The 15,160-nt window shown below is 59.4% G+C and carries 12 protein-coding genes; 7 read left to right on the plus strand and 5 right to left on the minus strand.

Annotation, left to right across the window (positions count from 1 at the left end; genetic code table 11):
• The first annotated feature begins 11 nt into the window (after positions 1-11).
• Entirely contained in the window at positions 12-1,460 is a 1,449-nt protein-coding gene (zwf, locus tag NVV94_RS26465; protein WP_258445207.1) for a glucose-6-phosphate dehydrogenase, read from the plus strand.
• Here the strand turns inward: zwf and NVV94_RS26470 are convergent.
• Positions 1,451-4,309: an EAL domain-containing protein gene (locus NVV94_RS26470; protein ID WP_258445208.1), complete on the minus strand. Its 2,859-nt coding sequence runs from the start codon at positions 4,307-4,309 to the stop codon at positions 1,451-1,453. The two genes, zwf and NVV94_RS26470, sit on opposite strands and share 10 nt — an antisense overlap.
• A 246-nt stretch (positions 4,310-4,555) precedes the next feature.
• Here NVV94_RS26470 and uvrD point away from each other — a divergent pair, with 246 nt between their 5' ends.
• From uvrD to NVV94_RS26490, 4 genes are all read left to right on the plus strand, one after another.
• Positions 4,556-6,739: a DNA helicase II gene (gene uvrD / locus NVV94_RS26475; protein WP_258445209.1), complete on the plus strand. Its 2,184-nt coding sequence runs from the start codon at positions 4,556-4,558 to the stop codon at positions 6,737-6,739.
• Positions 6,740-6,767: 28 nt separating this feature from the next.
• Positions 6,768-7,208, plus strand: a complete 441-nt coding sequence (locus NVV94_RS26480) for an EamA family transporter (RefSeq protein ID WP_258447835.1) — start codon at positions 6,768-6,770, stop codon at positions 7,206-7,208.
• A 178-nt stretch (positions 7,209-7,386) separates the two neighbouring features.
• Positions 7,387-8,247, plus strand: a complete 861-nt coding sequence (locus tag NVV94_RS26485) for a Tim44 domain-containing protein (RefSeq protein ID WP_258445210.1) — start codon at positions 7,387-7,389, stop codon at positions 8,245-8,247.
• Between the two features lie 118 nt (positions 8,248-8,365).
• The gene (locus NVV94_RS26490) at positions 8,366-8,773 is read left to right on the plus strand and encodes an SMI1/KNR4 family protein (protein WP_258445211.1); all 408 of its coding nucleotides are present in this window, start codon (positions 8,366-8,368) and stop codon (positions 8,771-8,773) included.
• 4 nt (positions 8,774-8,777) lie between these two features.
• On the opposite strand, the gene NVV94_RS26495 is transcribed toward NVV94_RS26490, so the two are convergent.
• Entirely contained in the window at positions 8,778-10,544 is a 1,767-nt protein-coding gene (locus NVV94_RS26495) for a cation:proton antiporter (protein ID WP_258445212.1), read from the minus strand.
• Between the two features lie 320 nt (positions 10,545-10,864).
• Between NVV94_RS26495 and NVV94_RS26500 the strand changes: the two genes are divergently transcribed.
• The gene (locus tag NVV94_RS26500; protein WP_258445213.1) at positions 10,865-11,350 is read left to right on the plus strand and encodes an acyl-CoA thioesterase; all 486 of its coding nucleotides are present in this window, start codon (positions 10,865-10,867) and stop codon (positions 11,348-11,350) included.
• On the opposite strand, the gene pdxY is transcribed toward NVV94_RS26500, so the two are convergent.
• Positions 11,323-12,219 (minus strand): pyridoxal kinase PdxY, encoded by an 897-nt coding sequence (pdxY, locus tag NVV94_RS26505; protein WP_258445214.1) that lies wholly within the window; start codon positions 12,217-12,219, stop codon positions 11,323-11,325. The genes NVV94_RS26500 and pdxY overlap by 28 nt on opposite strands.
• 117 nt (positions 12,220-12,336) lie before the next feature.
• On the opposite strand from pdxY, the gene NVV94_RS26510 reads away from it, so the two are divergent.
• Positions 12,337-12,729 carry a DUF3301 domain-containing protein gene (locus NVV94_RS26510; protein ID WP_258445215.1) on the plus strand — a complete coding sequence of 131 codons (393 nt, stop codon included), beginning with the start codon at positions 12,337-12,339 and terminating at the stop codon, positions 12,727-12,729.
• Positions 12,730-12,769: 40 nt separating this feature from the next.
• Here the strand turns inward: NVV94_RS26510 and NVV94_RS26515 are convergent, their stop codons facing one another.
• Together NVV94_RS26515 and zigA are read right to left on the minus strand one after the other, a co-directional pair.
• Positions 12,770-13,735: a GTP-binding protein gene (locus NVV94_RS26515; protein WP_258445216.1), complete on the minus strand. Its 966-nt coding sequence runs from the start codon at positions 13,733-13,735 to the stop codon at positions 12,770-12,772.
• A 132-nt stretch (positions 13,736-13,867) separates the two neighbouring features.
• Entirely contained in the window at positions 13,868-15,076 is a 1,209-nt protein-coding gene (zigA, locus tag NVV94_RS26520; RefSeq protein WP_258445217.1) for a zinc metallochaperone GTPase ZigA, read from the minus strand.
• Positions 15,077-15,160 lie beyond the last annotated feature (84 nt).

Below are 15,160 nucleotides of genomic sequence, written 5' to 3' on the forward strand. Positions count from 1 at the left end.
GAGTTGCTGCGTTGACCATCCCCTGCGACATTCTGATCTTCGGCGGGACCGGAGATCTGGCCTTGCACAAGCTGCTCCCAGCGCTCTACCACCTGTATCGCGACGATCGGCTGCACCCGGAGGTGCGCATCATCGCCCTGGCCCGCAGCCATTTGCCACGCCGCGATTTTCAATTACTGGCCGAACGTCGCTGCCGCGCCCAGGTAGCCAGGGCCGACTTCGATAACGATGTCTGGAAGCGTTTTGCCGCGCGCCTCGACTACTTTCCGATGGACGCTTCGCAAAGCGCCGACTTTGGCCGACTGGCCAGGTTTCTCGGCGAACCCGGCGGCCTCATGCGTATCTACTACCTGGCAACCGCCCCGGAGCTTTTCGCGCCTATTGCCACCCACATGCAAGTCGCCGGGCTGGCTGACCACGAATCCCGCATCGTGCTGGAAAAGCCCATCGGCCATTCACTGGAGTCGGCCAAGGCCATCAATACCGCCATTGGCTCGGTGTTCCAGGAGTCCCAGGTGTTTCGCATCGACCACTACCTGGGCAAGGAAACCGTGCAGAACCTCATGGCTCTGCGGTTTGCCAATGCCTTGTTCGAGCCATTGTGGCGCGGTGCTCACGTCGATCACGTGCAGATCAGCGTCTGTGAGACCCTGGGTGTGGAAAACCGCGGCGGCTACTACGACCGTTCCGGGGCAATGCGTGACATGGTCCAGAACCACCTGTTGCAGCTGCTCTGCCTGGTGGCCATGGAAGCACCGGCGCACTTCGATGCCGAGTCCGTGCGTGACGAGAAGGTCAAGGTACTCAAGGACCTCAAGTCCATCACCGGCCAGGATGTCCAGGACAAGACGGTGCGCGGGCAGTACACCGCGGGCAAGATCGGCGGTCAGGAGGTCCCGGCCTACTATTTCGAGAAAAATGTCGACAACGACAGCGATACTGAAACCTTTGTCGCCGTTCAAGTGCAAATCAACAATTGGCGCTGGGCTGGCGTCCCGTTCTTTCTGCGAACCGGTAAACGGCTGGCGAAAAAGTCATCGCAGATCGTCATCCAGTTCAAGCCCGTCCCCCACCGCCTGTTCGAAGGCTGTCAGACCAACTTGTTGGTAATCCAGTTGCAGCCTGACGAGCGCATCAGCCTGCAACTGATGACCAAGACGCCCGGCAAAGGCATGCGCCTGGAGCCGGTCGAGCTGGACTTGAACCTGGCCCGGGCCTTCAACCAGAAACGCCGCTGGGACGCCTATGAGCGCCTGCTGCTGGACGTATTGGAAGGTGATTCGACGCTGTTCATGCGACGCGACGAGGTGGAAGCCGCCTGGGCCTGGATCGACCCGATCCTGACCGGCTGGCAAGAGTACTTTCAGAGCCCGCGCCCCTACCCTGCCGGGTCGACCGGGCCGGACCAGGCCCATACCCTGCTCGAGCACCAGGGCCGGGCCTGGTTCAGTCAGAACTGATATACACCTGCCAGAAGCCCGGCCAAGGCCTGCGCCTCCAGCGGATGGCTGATCAGATAGCCCTGCACCTCATCACAGTGCTGGGCCTTGAGGAAAGCCAGCTGCTCGTGGGTCTCGACACCTTCGGCGACGACTTTCAGTTCCAGGCTGTGGGCCATGGCGATGATTGCCCGAGTGATCGCAGCGTCTTCGCTGCCTTCGTGCAGGCCGCGAATGAAGGTTTGATCGATTTTGACGTAGTCCACCGGGAAACGCTTGAGGTAGCTCAGGGATGAGTAGCCGGTGCCGAAGTCGTCGATGGCAAGCTTAACGCCCAGTTCGTGCAGCTGCCTGAAGCTGGCGATGATGTGTTCGACATTGTCGAGCAGCTGGCTTTCGGTCAACTCCAGCTCCAGGAGCCCCGGGGCCAGGCCGCTTTCTTCCAGCACCTGGCGCACCAGGCTGACCAGCTTGCCCTGACGCAGTTGATGCACCGACAGATTCACCGATACCCGTATCGGCTCATGCCCCTGGCGCTGCCACTCGCAGGCCTGCCAGCAAGCTTGCCGCAGGACGAATTCGCCAATGGGCCCGATCAACCCGGTTTCTTCGGCCAGCCCGATAAAATTGCCTGGCGGCACCAGACCCCATTGCGGGTGACGCCAACGCACCAGTGCCTCTGCAGCCTCGAGTCGGCCGGTGGCCAGGCACAGCTTGGGTTGATAGAAGACCTCCAGCTGCCGTTCCTCGATAGCCTTGCGCAGTTGGTTCTCCAGCTGCAGCCGCTCCACCGTACTGGCTTGCAGACTCTGGGTATAAAACTGGAAGTTGTTGCCACCTAGGTGCTTGGCGTGTTGCATGGCCATGTTCGCCTGGCTGACCAGCGCAGTGATTTCCCGCGCGTTATCGGGCAACAGGCTGATGCCGACCGAGGCGCTGATTACCAACTCGTGATCGACCACGCTCAGCGGGGCGCGCAATTTATCGAGCAAGCGGCTGGCGACCCGAGCCAGGCTCGACAGGCTGCCATAGGCATCGAACAGCACGGCGAACTCGTCGCCGGAGAGTCGGGCGATGGTATCCGCTTCCGGCAGGGCGTTGCTGATACGGCGTGCCATCTGCTTGAGCAACTGATCGGCGACCTCATGACCGAGGCTTTCATTGAGCAGCTTGAAGCGGTCCAGATCGATATGGAGCAAGGCCAGGCTGCGCCCGCCCTGGCGAACGCGCTGGCTGGCCTCTTGCAGGCGCTCCTTGAACAGCGAACGGTTGGCCAGCCCGGTCAACTCATCGTAATGCGTCAGGTACCGCATGCGCTCTTCGGATTCTCGCCGGGCTGAAAGATCGGCGAAGAACCCCACAATATGCGCGACTTTTCCTCGTGAATCGCGCACCACGTTCAATTGCAGCCATTGTGGATAAAAGTCGCCGTTCTTGCGGGTTTCAACCAGCTCGCCCTGCCAGCTGCCGTGTTGCTCCAGCGCCTGATGAATGACCTGATAATGGCGACGTGCATCGCGACTGCACGGCAATTCGACCACGCTGCGGCCCAACACCTCTTCCCGGGTAAAACCGGTGAGCTTGCTGAAAGCCTGGTTCACCGCCCGCAAACGATAGTCAGGATCGAAGATCACGATGCCTTCGCTGGCCGCTTCGAATACGGTGGCCGCCAACTGCAGTTGTTCTTCCTGAGCCTTGCCGACACTGATATCGCGACGGGTTCCGAGCATGCGAATGACCTGGCCCCTTCGGCCACGCTCGACAGCTCGCCCGCGGTCCTGGATCCAGCGCCAATGGCCATCACTGTGGCGTACCCGGTATTCGCTGCAATAGTCTTCGGTTCGCCCCTTGAGGTGTTCCACCAGGGCTCGCTTGAGCAGCGGCAGGTCTTCAGGGTGCAGCCGGGGCTTGAGATCGGCCAGCATGGCCTTGACCTGCTCCGGCTCCAGGCCGAAAAGCTCCTTGAGTTGCGTGTGGTGGACTTCATCGGTCTGCAGGTTCCAGTCCCACAGCCCAAGCTCGCTGGCCTTGAGTGCCAGGGCCAGGCGTTCCTCGCTCTTGCTCAAGGCCTGGTTGGCCAGATCCAGCTCACGGCTGCGCTCGGCCACTCGCGACTCGAGCCCGACCTGGGCTTGGCGCAGCTCTTCTTCTACCCCGCGACGTTGTTCAATTTCCCGCTCCAGCTCCAGATTCAACCGCTCGCTGTGGCTCTGGGCCTGTTGCAAGTGATCGATCAGCTCCTGATTCTGGAAGCGCCGCAGCAAACCCCGCTCGATCAGCCGATTGACCTGCCAGGCCACCACCGACAACGACCCCAACAGAATCAACCCGAGCCAGCCCCAGCCTTGCTGTACTTCATCAGCCTTCCAGAATAGATAGGCAATGGGTGGCAACAGGCATGGCAAGACAAAGCTGAGGAAGGCGGGCAGACTCACCGCATATGCGATGCTGGCCGACAGTGTGGCAGCCCCCAGCAGGCCAAATACCCAGGCCTGCTGTACAAAGTTATCCACAGGCACCAGCGCAATCGCGGCGCTGGCCAGGGTCAAACCACTGAAGGCGGACCCCAGCAGGAACATTCGACGCCAGCTCGGCTGAGCTTGACGGTCAGGGATAGCCGAATCGAACGCCGCAACCTGAATGACCCGCAGCGCGACCAGCGCCATCAACCAGACCAGCCAGATGCTGACCAGCAGATAACGCTGCGGGCTCCAGAGCAGCCAGGCGCAAACCAGACCGTTGAGCAGCATGAACAGCGTCGGCAACAACGAGCCCTGATAAAGCAGGCGGGTGCGCTCGACGGCCAGCTGCGTGGCGTATTGCTTGCGGGTGCTGCGCTGAGCATCCGCAGAGCCAGAGCTAAGAGTCATGGGCAATATTCTTATAATGGTGAGCCTCAAACGTGAAACGAGCATACACAAGCAAGTGCGCAGACCAAACAACCCTGCGTCATAAAAGTAGGCCGATGAAAGGACAACGAACTCGGCTGCCAGGCAGTCAAGCCAGGTGTAGCAACGCCTGCAGCCAATGACCGATCGGTCGCCTTCTTCCACTTTTATGCAGGTCGATGCATGCGGGGTTTGCCCCTGCCTCCCCTCGCACCCTAAAATGGCCGGATGCGCGATGACCTCTCCCTTCTGCTGAACTCACTCAACGATGCCCAACGACAGGCCGTAGCGGCTTCTCGTGGCCGTCAGTTGGTCCTGGCCGGTGCTGGCTCCGGTAAAACCCGTGTGCTGGTGCACCGCATTGCCTGGTTGATCCAGGTGGAGCAGGCCTCCCCCCACTCGATCCTGTCGGTGACCTTCACCAACAAGGCTGCCGCCGAGATGCGTCAGCGTATCGAGCAGTTGATGGGTATCAACCCGGCCGGCATGTGGGTTGGCACTTTCCACGGCCTGGCGCACCGCTTGCTGCGGGCGCACTGGCAGGAAGCCGGGCTGAACCAGAACTTCCAGATCCTCGACAGCGACGACCAGCAGCGGTTGGTCAAGCGGGTCATCCGCGAGCTGGGCCTGGACGAACAGCGCTGGCCAGCCCGCCAGGCCCAGTGGTTCATCAACGGGCAAAAGGATGAAGGCCTGCGCCCGCAACACATCCAGGCCAGCGGCGATCTGTTCCTGGCGACCATGCGCTCGATCTACGAGGCCTACGAGGCGGCTTGCCAGCGTGCCGGCGTCATTGACTTCTCCGAGCTGCTGCTGCGCGCCCTGGACCTGTGGCGCGATCATCCCGGCTTGCTGGAACACTACCAGCGGCGATTCCGACACCTGTTGGTGGACGAGTTCCAGGATACCAACGCCGTGCAGTACGCCTGGTTGCGCCTGCTTGCCCAGGGTGGCGAGAGCCTGATGGTAGTGGGCGATGACGACCAGTCGATCTATGGCTGGCGCGGCGCAAAAATCGAGAACATTCATCAGTACAGTGCTGATTTCCCTGACGCCGAGATGATCCGCCTGGAGCAGAACTACCGCTCCACGGCCGGTATCCTCAAGGCGGCCAACGCACTGATCGCCAACAACAGCGGTCGCCTGGGCAAAGAGCTGTGGACCGACGACGGCGAAGGCGAGCCACTGAGCCTGTATGCGGCATTCAACGAACATGACGAAGCCCGTTATGTCGTCGAAACCATTGAAAGCGCCTTGAAAACCGGCCTGGCACGCAGCGAAATTGCCATTCTCTATCGCTCCAACGCCCAGTCGCGGGTGCTTGAAGAAGCGCTGCTGCGCGAGCGAATTCCCTACCGGATCTACGGCGGCCAGCGCTTCTTCGAGCGCGCCGAGATCAAGAACGCCATGGCTTACCTGCGGGTGCTCGAAGGGCGCGGTAACGATGCGGCGCTGGAGCGTGTCATCAACGTGCCGCCACGGGGCATCGGCGAGAAAACCGTCGAAGCGATTCGCGAACATGCGCGCCACGCCGAAGTGTCGATGTGGGAATCGATGCGCCTGCTGATCGCCAATAAAGGCCTGACAGGTCGCGCCGCCAATGCGCTGGGTGCCTTTATCGAGCTGATCGAGAACCTCGCGGCGAAGGTCATGGACATGCCGCTGCACCTGATGACCCAGACGGTCATCGAACAGTCCGGCCTGATTACCTATCACCAGGAAGAAAAGGGCGAAAAGGGCCAGGCCCGGGTAGAAAACCTCGAGGAACTGGTCAGCGCCGCGCGTAACTTTGAAAGCGCCGAAGAAGACGCCGATCTCACGCCACTTGCCGCCTTCCTCGGCCATGCCTCGCTGGAAGCCGGCGATGCCCAGGCCGATGAGCACGAAGACAGCGTGCAATTGATGACGCTGCACAGCGCCAAGGGCCTTGAGTTCCCGTACGTGTTCCTGGTGGGCATGGAAGAAGGCCTGTTCCCGCACAAGATGAGCCTGGAAGAACCTGGCCGGCTTGAAGAAGAACGCCGCCTGGCCTATGTCGGCATTACCCGGGCCATGCAACAACTGGTCATGACCTACGCTGAAACACGTCGCCTGTACGGTAGCGAAACCTACAACAAGGTATCGCGTTTCGTCCGGGAGATTCCGAGCGGTCTGATCCAGGAAGTGCGCTTGTCCAACAGTGTCAGTCGCCCGTTCGGCTCCGGCCAGAAGCAGAACTCCAGCAGCCTGTTTGGCGGCGCGAACATTCCGCAGACCGAGTTCAACCTGGGGCAGCGTGTCCAGCACTCGGTGTTCGGCGAAGGCGTGATTCTCAACTTTGAAGGCTCGGGCGCGCAGGCGCGCGTGCAGGTGAATTTCTCCGAGGGCAGCAAGTGGCTGATGCTTGGCTATGCCAAGCTGGAAGCGATCTGACCCTCACCATCTCGTGAGGGCAAGGCGCATGGGCACAGGTTTTTTCTCTTCATGGACATTCTGGGCCCTGCTCTCGGCGGCGTTTGCCGCCTTGACCACCATTTTCGCCAAGGTCGGCGTCAGCGGAATCAATTCAGACTTCGCCACGCTCCTGCGAACCCTCGTCGTTCTCGTCAGCCTGGGCTTGATTCTTTATGCAACGGGCCAATATCAATCCTTGAGTTCGATCTCGCCGCGCAGCTATGTGTTTCTGACGCTGTCAGGACTGGCCACCGGCGCTTCGTGGATTTGCTATTTTCGCGCGTTGCAGCTGGGTCAAGCCTCGCTGGTCGCACCGGTAGACAAACTCAGCGTGGTGCTGGTGGCGGTTTTGGGCGTGACCTTGCTTGGCGAGAAACTCGATCTGCGTCAGTGGGCCGGCATCTGTCTGATCACAGCGGGTGTGGTACTGCTGGCGTGGCGTCGCTGATTTAATGTCTTACGATCAGACCAACGGCTTCACGCAGAACTAAATGAACAGGACGACAGCCCAAGGAATATATGGATGTCATCCATTTAGGCAAAAGCTGGAAACATTATGTCGCTGGTCATGCTCCCCACATCTGTGCAACATGACGCGCGTGCAATCCACCAATGGGAAATCCCTTATGCAACGTTTTCTTAGCATCGCCCTGGCGCTGTGCATCGGCCTGACGCTGAGCATCGACGCCCAGGCCAAGCGCTTCGGCGGCGGCAAAAGCAGCGGCTCGGCCCCAACCCACCAGACCCAACAGGCTGCGCCAACCGCTTCAACAACTCCAGGCGCCACTTCAGCCGTTCCTGGCCGCGCACCTGCTGCCAGCGGTGCATCGCGCTGGCTCGGGCCACTGGCCGGTATCGCCGCGGGCGGCCTGCTCGCGTCCATGTTCATGGGCGATGGCTTCGACGGCATGCAGATCTTCGACATCCTGATCATGGCAGTAATTGCCTTCCTGGTGTTCCGCTTCATCGCCGCGCGTCGCCGCAAGCATCAGGCACAAATGGCCCCTGCCGGCCACGCCCCCTTCCAGCGTGAAGCGTTTGAGCAACCTGCCCAGCCTTCAATCTTTGGTGGTTCGTCAGCACCGGCAGCGGCCGCTCGCCCGGTCATCAACGCACCCGCCTGGTTCAACGAACAGCGCTTCCTCGAAGCTGCCCGCAGCCACTTCCAGTCGTTGCAACAGCACTGGGACGCCAACGAAATGGACAAGATCGCCGAGTTCGTGACCCCGCAAATGCTGCAGTTCCTGAAGAAGGAACGCGCTGACCTCGGTGACGGCTTCCAGGCCACTTACATCGATAACCTGCAAGTGCAACTCGAAGGTGTGGATGACCGCGCCGACAAGACCATCGCCACCCTGACCTTCAGCGGTGTGTCGAAAACCTCCCGCTTCGACCAGGGTGAAATTTTCAGCGAAAGCTGGAACATGGAACGTGCCCCTGGCGACAACCAGCCTTGGCTGGTCGCAGGTATCCGCCAGAACGGCTGAGCTTGAGGCATTGCACAAAAAAACCCCGGACATGTCCGGGGTTTTGCATTTTTACCATTGCACTAATATGCAGCTAAGGTATAAACCGCAGCGCGCATCTGGTCAGAGGAAAAATGCCGTGGAAGAAGTCATCGAACAGCTCCGAGAAGCCAATGAACCCGTACCGGTCCCCCTCGAGTTGCCGGACGAGGATCTACTGGTCGAGATCGAAGAACAGTTGTTCATCAATATTCCTTTCGTCTTCAAGGAATTCCTGCTGACCGTCAGTGACGTCGTCTACGGCAGTCTCGAACCGGTCACCGTCACCGACCCGCAGTCACACACCTACCTTCCCGAGGTCGCGGCCACCGCCTGGGATATGGGTGTACCGCGAGAGCTGATTCCCATCTGCCAGGATGGTGACGACTACTACTGCGTCGAGGAAGACGGCACCGTGGTGCTGTGGTCCGGCGAAGAAGAACTCGTCACAGAAGAGAGTTGGGAGTCCGTCTGGCATTGGGCTCGGGACGTCTGGCTGGAAAGCTGACGCCCTAGTGCCCAGAGTCGTTCTGGTGGTTGTTTTCCAGGGTCTCCAGCAGCGCGATCTGCATCCGCGCATGCACCCGGATAAACCATCGCCAAAGCACTGCGGCGATGATGGCAGCAACGACGATCACCAGCAGCAATAGCTCGCTGGTCGGCAGAATGCTGGCGGATAACGCCGCCAGCAGCAGGAAAATCACCAGCAAGGACAGCAGTGGAATCACTTCGGCGATAACCCGTCGCACGCGCTGGGTATGCCGGCCGGCCATTTCCGGCTTGACCCCCATCTCCGCGAGCAAAATCGAAAGCGCCTTGAGTTTGCGATAGGCCGCAATCAAAAACGGCAGGGACAGCAGCAGCGCCGCGCCCCAGATCAAGGCTTTCTGCCAACCAGGGTCGCGGAACCATTCATCCAGGTAAGTGCCGATGCGCTCGGCAAAAAAACCACCGCTGATGAAAATCGCCACCACCAACGCCAGGTTGACCATGACCTGCAGCAGAATGCGCCTGATCATCGATGCCAACAGCGCACCCTGGCCATGGGGCTGGATGCTGCGCAACCATTCACCGTAGAGTCCGAACACCCTGGCTACGCGCCTGGGCATGACAGCGGCGAGCTTCAGCGACAACGGATCGGCGGCACGGATCAGATAAGGCGTCAGCAGCGTCGTGATCGCCGAGACGGCTACCGCAACCGGGTAGAGAAAATCGCTGGTGACCTGCAAGGTAATGCCCAGCGCTGCGATGATGAAGGAAAACTCGCCAATCTGGGACAGCCCCATTCCAACTCGCAAGGACGTACGACCATCGTTGCCGGCAATGAATGCGCCCAGGCCGCAAGACAGCATCTTGCCCAGCACCACCGCGACAGTAATCACGATGATCGGCCAGGTGTAGTCGAGCAGGATGAGCGGGTCGATCATCAAGCCGATGGCGACAAAAAAGATTGCACTGAACATGTCGCGAATGGGTTCGATCAGACGTTCTATTTTCAGCAGTTCGCGTGATTCTGCCATGATCGCGCCGATCAGGAAGGCGCCCAGCACAATGCTGTATTCAAGCTTGACTACCAACAGGCAGAAGCCGAAGCACAGGCCCAGGACCGTCACCAGCAGCATCTCGTTGCTTTCGAACTTCGCCACATAGGCAAGCAGGCGTGGCACCAGCAAAATGCCGATGACCAGTGCCACGATCATGAACAGCGACAGCTTGCCGACCGTAGAGAACACCTCGCCGGAACTGACCGCACCACTGACCGCGATCCCCGAAAGCAAGGCGATGATGCCTATACCGAGGATGTCTTCGACAATCAGCACGCCGAAGATCAATTGCGCGAAGCGCTGGTTTTTCATCTTCAGGTCATTGAGTGCCTTGACGATGATTGTGGTCGAGGAAATCGCCAGGATTGCGCCAAGAAACAGCGAATCCATGGTGCTCCATTCGAACCAGCGGCCGATCTCAAAGCCGATCCAGATCATCAATACGATTTCCAGGAATGCGGCAATGAATGCAGTGGCGCCGACCTTGAACAGTTTGCGCAGGCTGAATTCCAGGCCCAGGCAGAACATCAGGAGGATCACCCCGAGCTCTGCCAGGGTCTTGATCGTTTCCTCATCGTCGATGAGCGCGAACGGCGGTGTATGCGGGCCGATGATCAAGCCGGCGACGATGTAGCCCAGCACCACAGGCTGCTTGAAGCGATGGAAAAGGATTGTCACAACACCGGCGACCAGCATGATCACCGCCAAGTCCTGAATGAAACTGATGGCATGCACGGTGTGAGACTCCTTGTTCAATGCATAGGACCGGCCCGCAGCGACCTCAGAGAAATGACTGATTGAGTTGCGGGTATTTACTGTTTTAAATGTAGGAACGCCAACTCCATGGGCTCGATCAGGTTAACACCGCCCTCGTCTGCAAAAATGCAGTGCAATATATGGAAACAGATCGACCATTTAGCCTCATGAAATGGCGCGAATGGCGTGACGGCAAGGGATCGGCCAGCGTCCCGATTTAGATGGGACTCGTAATGGGGATAGACGCACCAGTATCAGGTGCCGCCCCGACATCACCGCAACCTTACCGTGAGCACACTATGGAACCTGGAAACGCCCAGTTGTCGATGACCGTCCTGATGACTCCGGACATGGCCAACTTTTCTGGCAATGTGCACGGCGGGACACTGCTCAAATATCTCGACGAAGTCGCCTACGCCTGCGCGAGCCGCTATGCGGGCCGGTATGTGGTCACGCTGTCGGTCGATCAGGTGATTTTTCGCGAACCGATTCATGTCGGTGAACTGGTGACCTTCCTGGCATCGGTCAACTACACCGGCAACACCTCGATGGAGGTAGGCATCAAGGTGGTCACGGAGAACATCCGCGAGCGCTCGGTGCGCCACACTAACAGCTGCTTCTTCACCATGGTTGCCGTCGATGACGACCGCAAATCGGCTGCAGTGCCACCTCTGCAACCGCAAACCAGCGAAGAAAAACGCCGGTACATCCAGGGCAAGCAACGTCGGCAGATTCGCCAGGAGCTGGAAAAGCGCTATCAGGAACTCAAGGCCGACGCGCTATAAGCTGGCAGGCGTCTGGCCTCGAAACGCAACCGCGGATGAACGATCCGGTCCTGGGCCCGCACCAGTTCCAGCTCATAGCTGGCGCAGGCCTGAGTTTCGAGCAGCACCTCATGGACCGCAGCAGCAGTGAATTCAAACGCGGCCAGCAGCTCATCACCCAGCAGTACGCGCGCCAGGAACAAGCCGGAAGTCAGGTCCCCCACCCCTACCGGCTGACGAGGAAAGGCCAGCAATGGCCGGCGTAGATGCCAACTGCCTTCAGCCGTCACCAGCAGCATTTCAAAGTATTCTTCCGGCTTGCCGGGATAAGCCAGATGCTTGACCAGTACGGCCCTTGGCCCGCGCGCCAGCAGCGCCCGAGCCATGCCCACGCAATCCTCCAGCGATTCGGCGCGACGCCCTGAGAAACTGTCCAGCTCCAATTGATTCGGGCAGAGATAATCGGCCATCGCCACCGCTTCCTCGAGCAGGAAGTCACTGACCTCGGCCGATACTACGCAGCCCTTCTCCGGATGCCCCATTACCGGATCACACAGGTAGACGGCCCTGGGGTTGGCCGCCTTGATTCGGCTCACACCACTGAGGATCGCCCGGCCCTGCTCGGCGCTATCGAGATAACCTGACAGTACTGCGTCGCAATTGCCCAACTCACCAATCGTCGCAATTCCCTCCACCAGTGCAGGAATCTGTTGCGGCGCCAGCACTTCTCCGGCCCACCGGCCATACTGAGTATGATTGGAAAATTGCACTGTGTTCAGTGCCCAGACATTGACGCCCACCCGCTGCATGGGAAACACAGCCGCACTGTTGCCGGCATGTCCGAAAACCACGTGAGACTGGATAGCGAGCAGGTGCGGGGTACGTTTCATGCGAGAATCCTGAAGCGATTGGGTAAATTCAAGGCGCGCAGTATGGCGCTAAATGTAGCCTGTACGACAGACTGGCGAGGCGGTTAAGCTGATAGCAACAAGTCGGAGCACACGTAAATGTTGACCCTCGGAAATCTGTTCGTGCTGATGTTGCTGGCAACCGGCGGTGCCTGGCTGTGGCACAACCATGGCTTGCGTGAAAAGGCATTGGAGAGGGTCAAGCAGCACTGTGCCAAACTCGACCTGGAACTGCTCGATGGCAATGTCGCGCTCAAACGCATCACCATCGCTCGCGATGCCAACGGCCGACGTCGATTGGCGCGTGTGTATAACTTCGAGTTCACGGTTACGGGCGAGCAGCGTCACCCTGGCACCATTACCCAGTTCGGTGCCCATACCGTGCAGATCGAACTTGCGCCCTACCCGTTCGAGATCAAGCCGCCTCAGCCGACCGCCGAGGTCATCGAAATGAATCAATGGCGCCAGGAACACAATCGCTGGCGTCATTAATCCACAGGCTGAAAGTTATCCACATTCCGGCCAGACTTCCTTAGACGGCCAAACAGGCTCGCAACCCGCGCTCAAGTAGAGAAACATCCTGGGGCTGGGTAAAGATCAGCTCGATGCGGGAATCCCGCCGCCATTCGCTCGGCTGCCAGTGCAACGGTTGTCGGTCCAGTGCATTGACCGACTGCCAGTCGGCCGTGCTGTGGATAACTAATTTGGCTCGACGCCAGTTCAATCCGTCCAGCCAGCACTGAACCCTGCCCGGTTCGAATCGTTGGGTCGGATGCCAGCGCCACCCCACACTCCAGCCTTTATCGCTGTTCTGAATCTGAATGATCGGCTGGGAAACATCGAGCCACGCCGCCGGCATCTGAACGGGCCCTTGGGGCAATACGAGCTTATCCACAGGTGAACCGGCTTTGGCCTGGATTCCGGGAAGTAATGACAAAGGCAACTTCGCCTGTTCGGTCCAGTGCAGAACAACCGATGGCAACTGCTGGGTTATCCACAACCGTTTATCCACATCCAGGTCGTGCGATTTATTCAATATCAACAGCTCGACACTGGTCAGTGCCTGTTGCTGAGCCTCGGGCAAAGGTTGTCCACAGGCCAGTGCCTGTGCATCCAGAACCATGACCCCCGGTTGTACGGCCAACACCCCTTGCCAGGGAGCCTCCCGCAACTGCGCCATCACTTGCAAGGGGTGCCCGAGACCGGAGGGCTCTATCAACAGCCGATCGGGCCGTGCCTTGCGCAGCAGGCGACCAAGCCCCACCTGGAAGGGGGCACCGTTGACGCAGCACAGGCAACCCCCCGCTACTTCACCGAGGGCAATACCATCGTCGGCGGTGGTCAGCAGCGCAGCATCGAGACCGACCTGACCAAACTCATTGATCAGGATCGCCCAGCGCTCGCCGGCAGGTCGTTGCGCCATCAAGTGGCGGATCAAGGTGGTTTTGCCCGCGCCCAGCGGGCCGGCAATGACATGGGTGGGAATGTTCTGCAACATGGTCGCTGGCTTGAATGGAGGTTGAGGGCGCGTACACTGCGCCACGATGCCCGAATGGACAATATGCCCTATGGCCAGGATATCCACTATGGATAAACCTCAAAGCACAGCCTGTGGACAACATTCTGGCGCTCAGGCGGCCTCATCATCATGCCAGGCACCGAAAGGATCCGGCAGCAAACCCCAGCTTTCGACCCCGGCAGCCATCTCGGCATTGCTGAGCAGGCAGGTGTTCAGGTCGGCTTCAAGCCGAGCGAAATCGATGTGCTGGCCGATAAATACCAACTCCTGTCGGCAATCCCCGCATTCAGCCGACCAGTTCTTCAAAATAGCCGAGGTGCTCTCCTGATCCTGCGGCCAATGCTCGCGTGGAACAAAGCGCCACCAGCGCCCCGCAAAACCGTGACGCAGCATGCCTCCGGCCTGGGACCAGCTGCCCGCTTCCTCGTACTTGCTGGCCAGCCAGAAATAGCCCTTGGAACGCAACAGCTTGCCATTGCTCCAGGGCGTATTGAGAAATGCAAAGAAACGCTCTGGATGAAAGGGTTTACGGGCCTGGAACACTGTCGAGGCAATACCGAATTCTTCGGTTTCCGGCACATGCTCGCCACGCAGCTCCTGCAGCCAACCCGGCGACTGGGCCGCTCGCTCGAAATCGAACAGACCTGTGTCGAGAATCCGCTCGAGCGGGACCTGGCCCATGACCATCGGGATGATCTGGGCTCGTGCATTGAGTCGTTTCAGGATGCAGGTCAGCTCTTCACGTTCGTGGGCGCTGATCAGGTCGATCTTGCTCAGCAAAATCACATCGGCGAATTCCACCTGCTCAATCAACAGGTCGGTGATGGAACGCTCATCCTCTTCGCCCAGCGTCTCACCACGCGACGCCAGGCTTTGCGCCGCCTGGTAGTCGAGTAGAAAGTTCATCCCGTCAACGACCGTCACCATCGTGTCGAGCCGGGCCTTGTCGGCCAGGCTACGCCCCTGCTCATCACGAAAAGTGAAGGTTTCCGCCACCGGCAGCGGCTCGGAAATACCGGTCGACTCAATCAACAGGTAGTCGAAACGCCCCTCCTGCGCCAGACGGCCAACTTCTTCAAGCAAGTCCTCGCGCAGGGTGCAGCAGATACAACCATTGCTCATTTCGATGAGCTTCTCCTGGGCACGATTAAGGCTGACATTACGTTGTACTTCAGTGCCGTCGATGTTGATTTCGCTCATGTCATTGACGATGACCGCCACGCGCAGGTTTTCACGATTGCGCAGAACATGATTGAGCAAAGTACTTTTGCCAGCCCCTAGAAATCCGGAGAGCACGGTGACGGGTAGACGGTGGGGCATGACTGATTCCTTTAGGTCGGACAGAGGGTTGGCGCTGGAGAGTCTTGCATTTCGCCATCTTTTAAATGTTATATTATAACAATG

It is taken from the genome of Pseudomonas sp. LS1212 (assembly GCF_024741815.1).
In the GTDB taxonomy this organism is placed as follows: domain Bacteria; phylum Pseudomonadota; class Gammaproteobacteria; order Pseudomonadales; family Pseudomonadaceae; genus Aquipseudomonas.

Coding starts and splice junctions, on each gene's coding strand:
- pdxY (WP_258445214.1), bottom strand. CDS start 12,219: ATGAAACGTACCCCGCACCTGCTCGCTATCCAGTCTCACGTGGTTTTC.
- NVV94_RS26485 (WP_258445210.1), top strand. CDS start 7,387: ATGCAACGTTTTCTTAGCATCGCCCTGGCGCTGTGCATCGGCCTGACG.
- NVV94_RS26515 (WP_258445216.1), bottom strand. CDS start 13,735: ATGTTGCAGAACATTCCCACCCATGTCATTGCCGGCCCGCTGGGCGCG.
- NVV94_RS26480 (WP_258447835.1), top strand. CDS start 6,768: ATGGGCACAGGTTTTTTCTCTTCATGGACATTCTGGGCCCTGCTCTCG.
- NVV94_RS26510 (WP_258445215.1), top strand. CDS start 12,337: ATGTTGACCCTCGGAAATCTGTTCGTGCTGATGTTGCTGGCAACCGGC.
- NVV94_RS26500 (WP_258445213.1), top strand. CDS start 10,865: ATGGAACCTGGAAACGCCCAGTTGTCGATGACCGTCCTGATGACTCCG.
- zigA (WP_258445217.1), bottom strand. CDS start 15,076: ATGCCCCACCGTCTACCCGTCACCGTGCTCTCCGGATTTCTAGGGGCT.
- uvrD (WP_258445209.1), top strand. CDS start 4,556: ATGCGCGATGACCTCTCCCTTCTGCTGAACTCACTCAACGATGCCCAA.
- NVV94_RS26470 (WP_258445208.1), bottom strand. CDS start 4,309: ATGACTCTTAGCTCTGGCTCTGCGGATGCTCAGCGCAGCACCCGCAAG.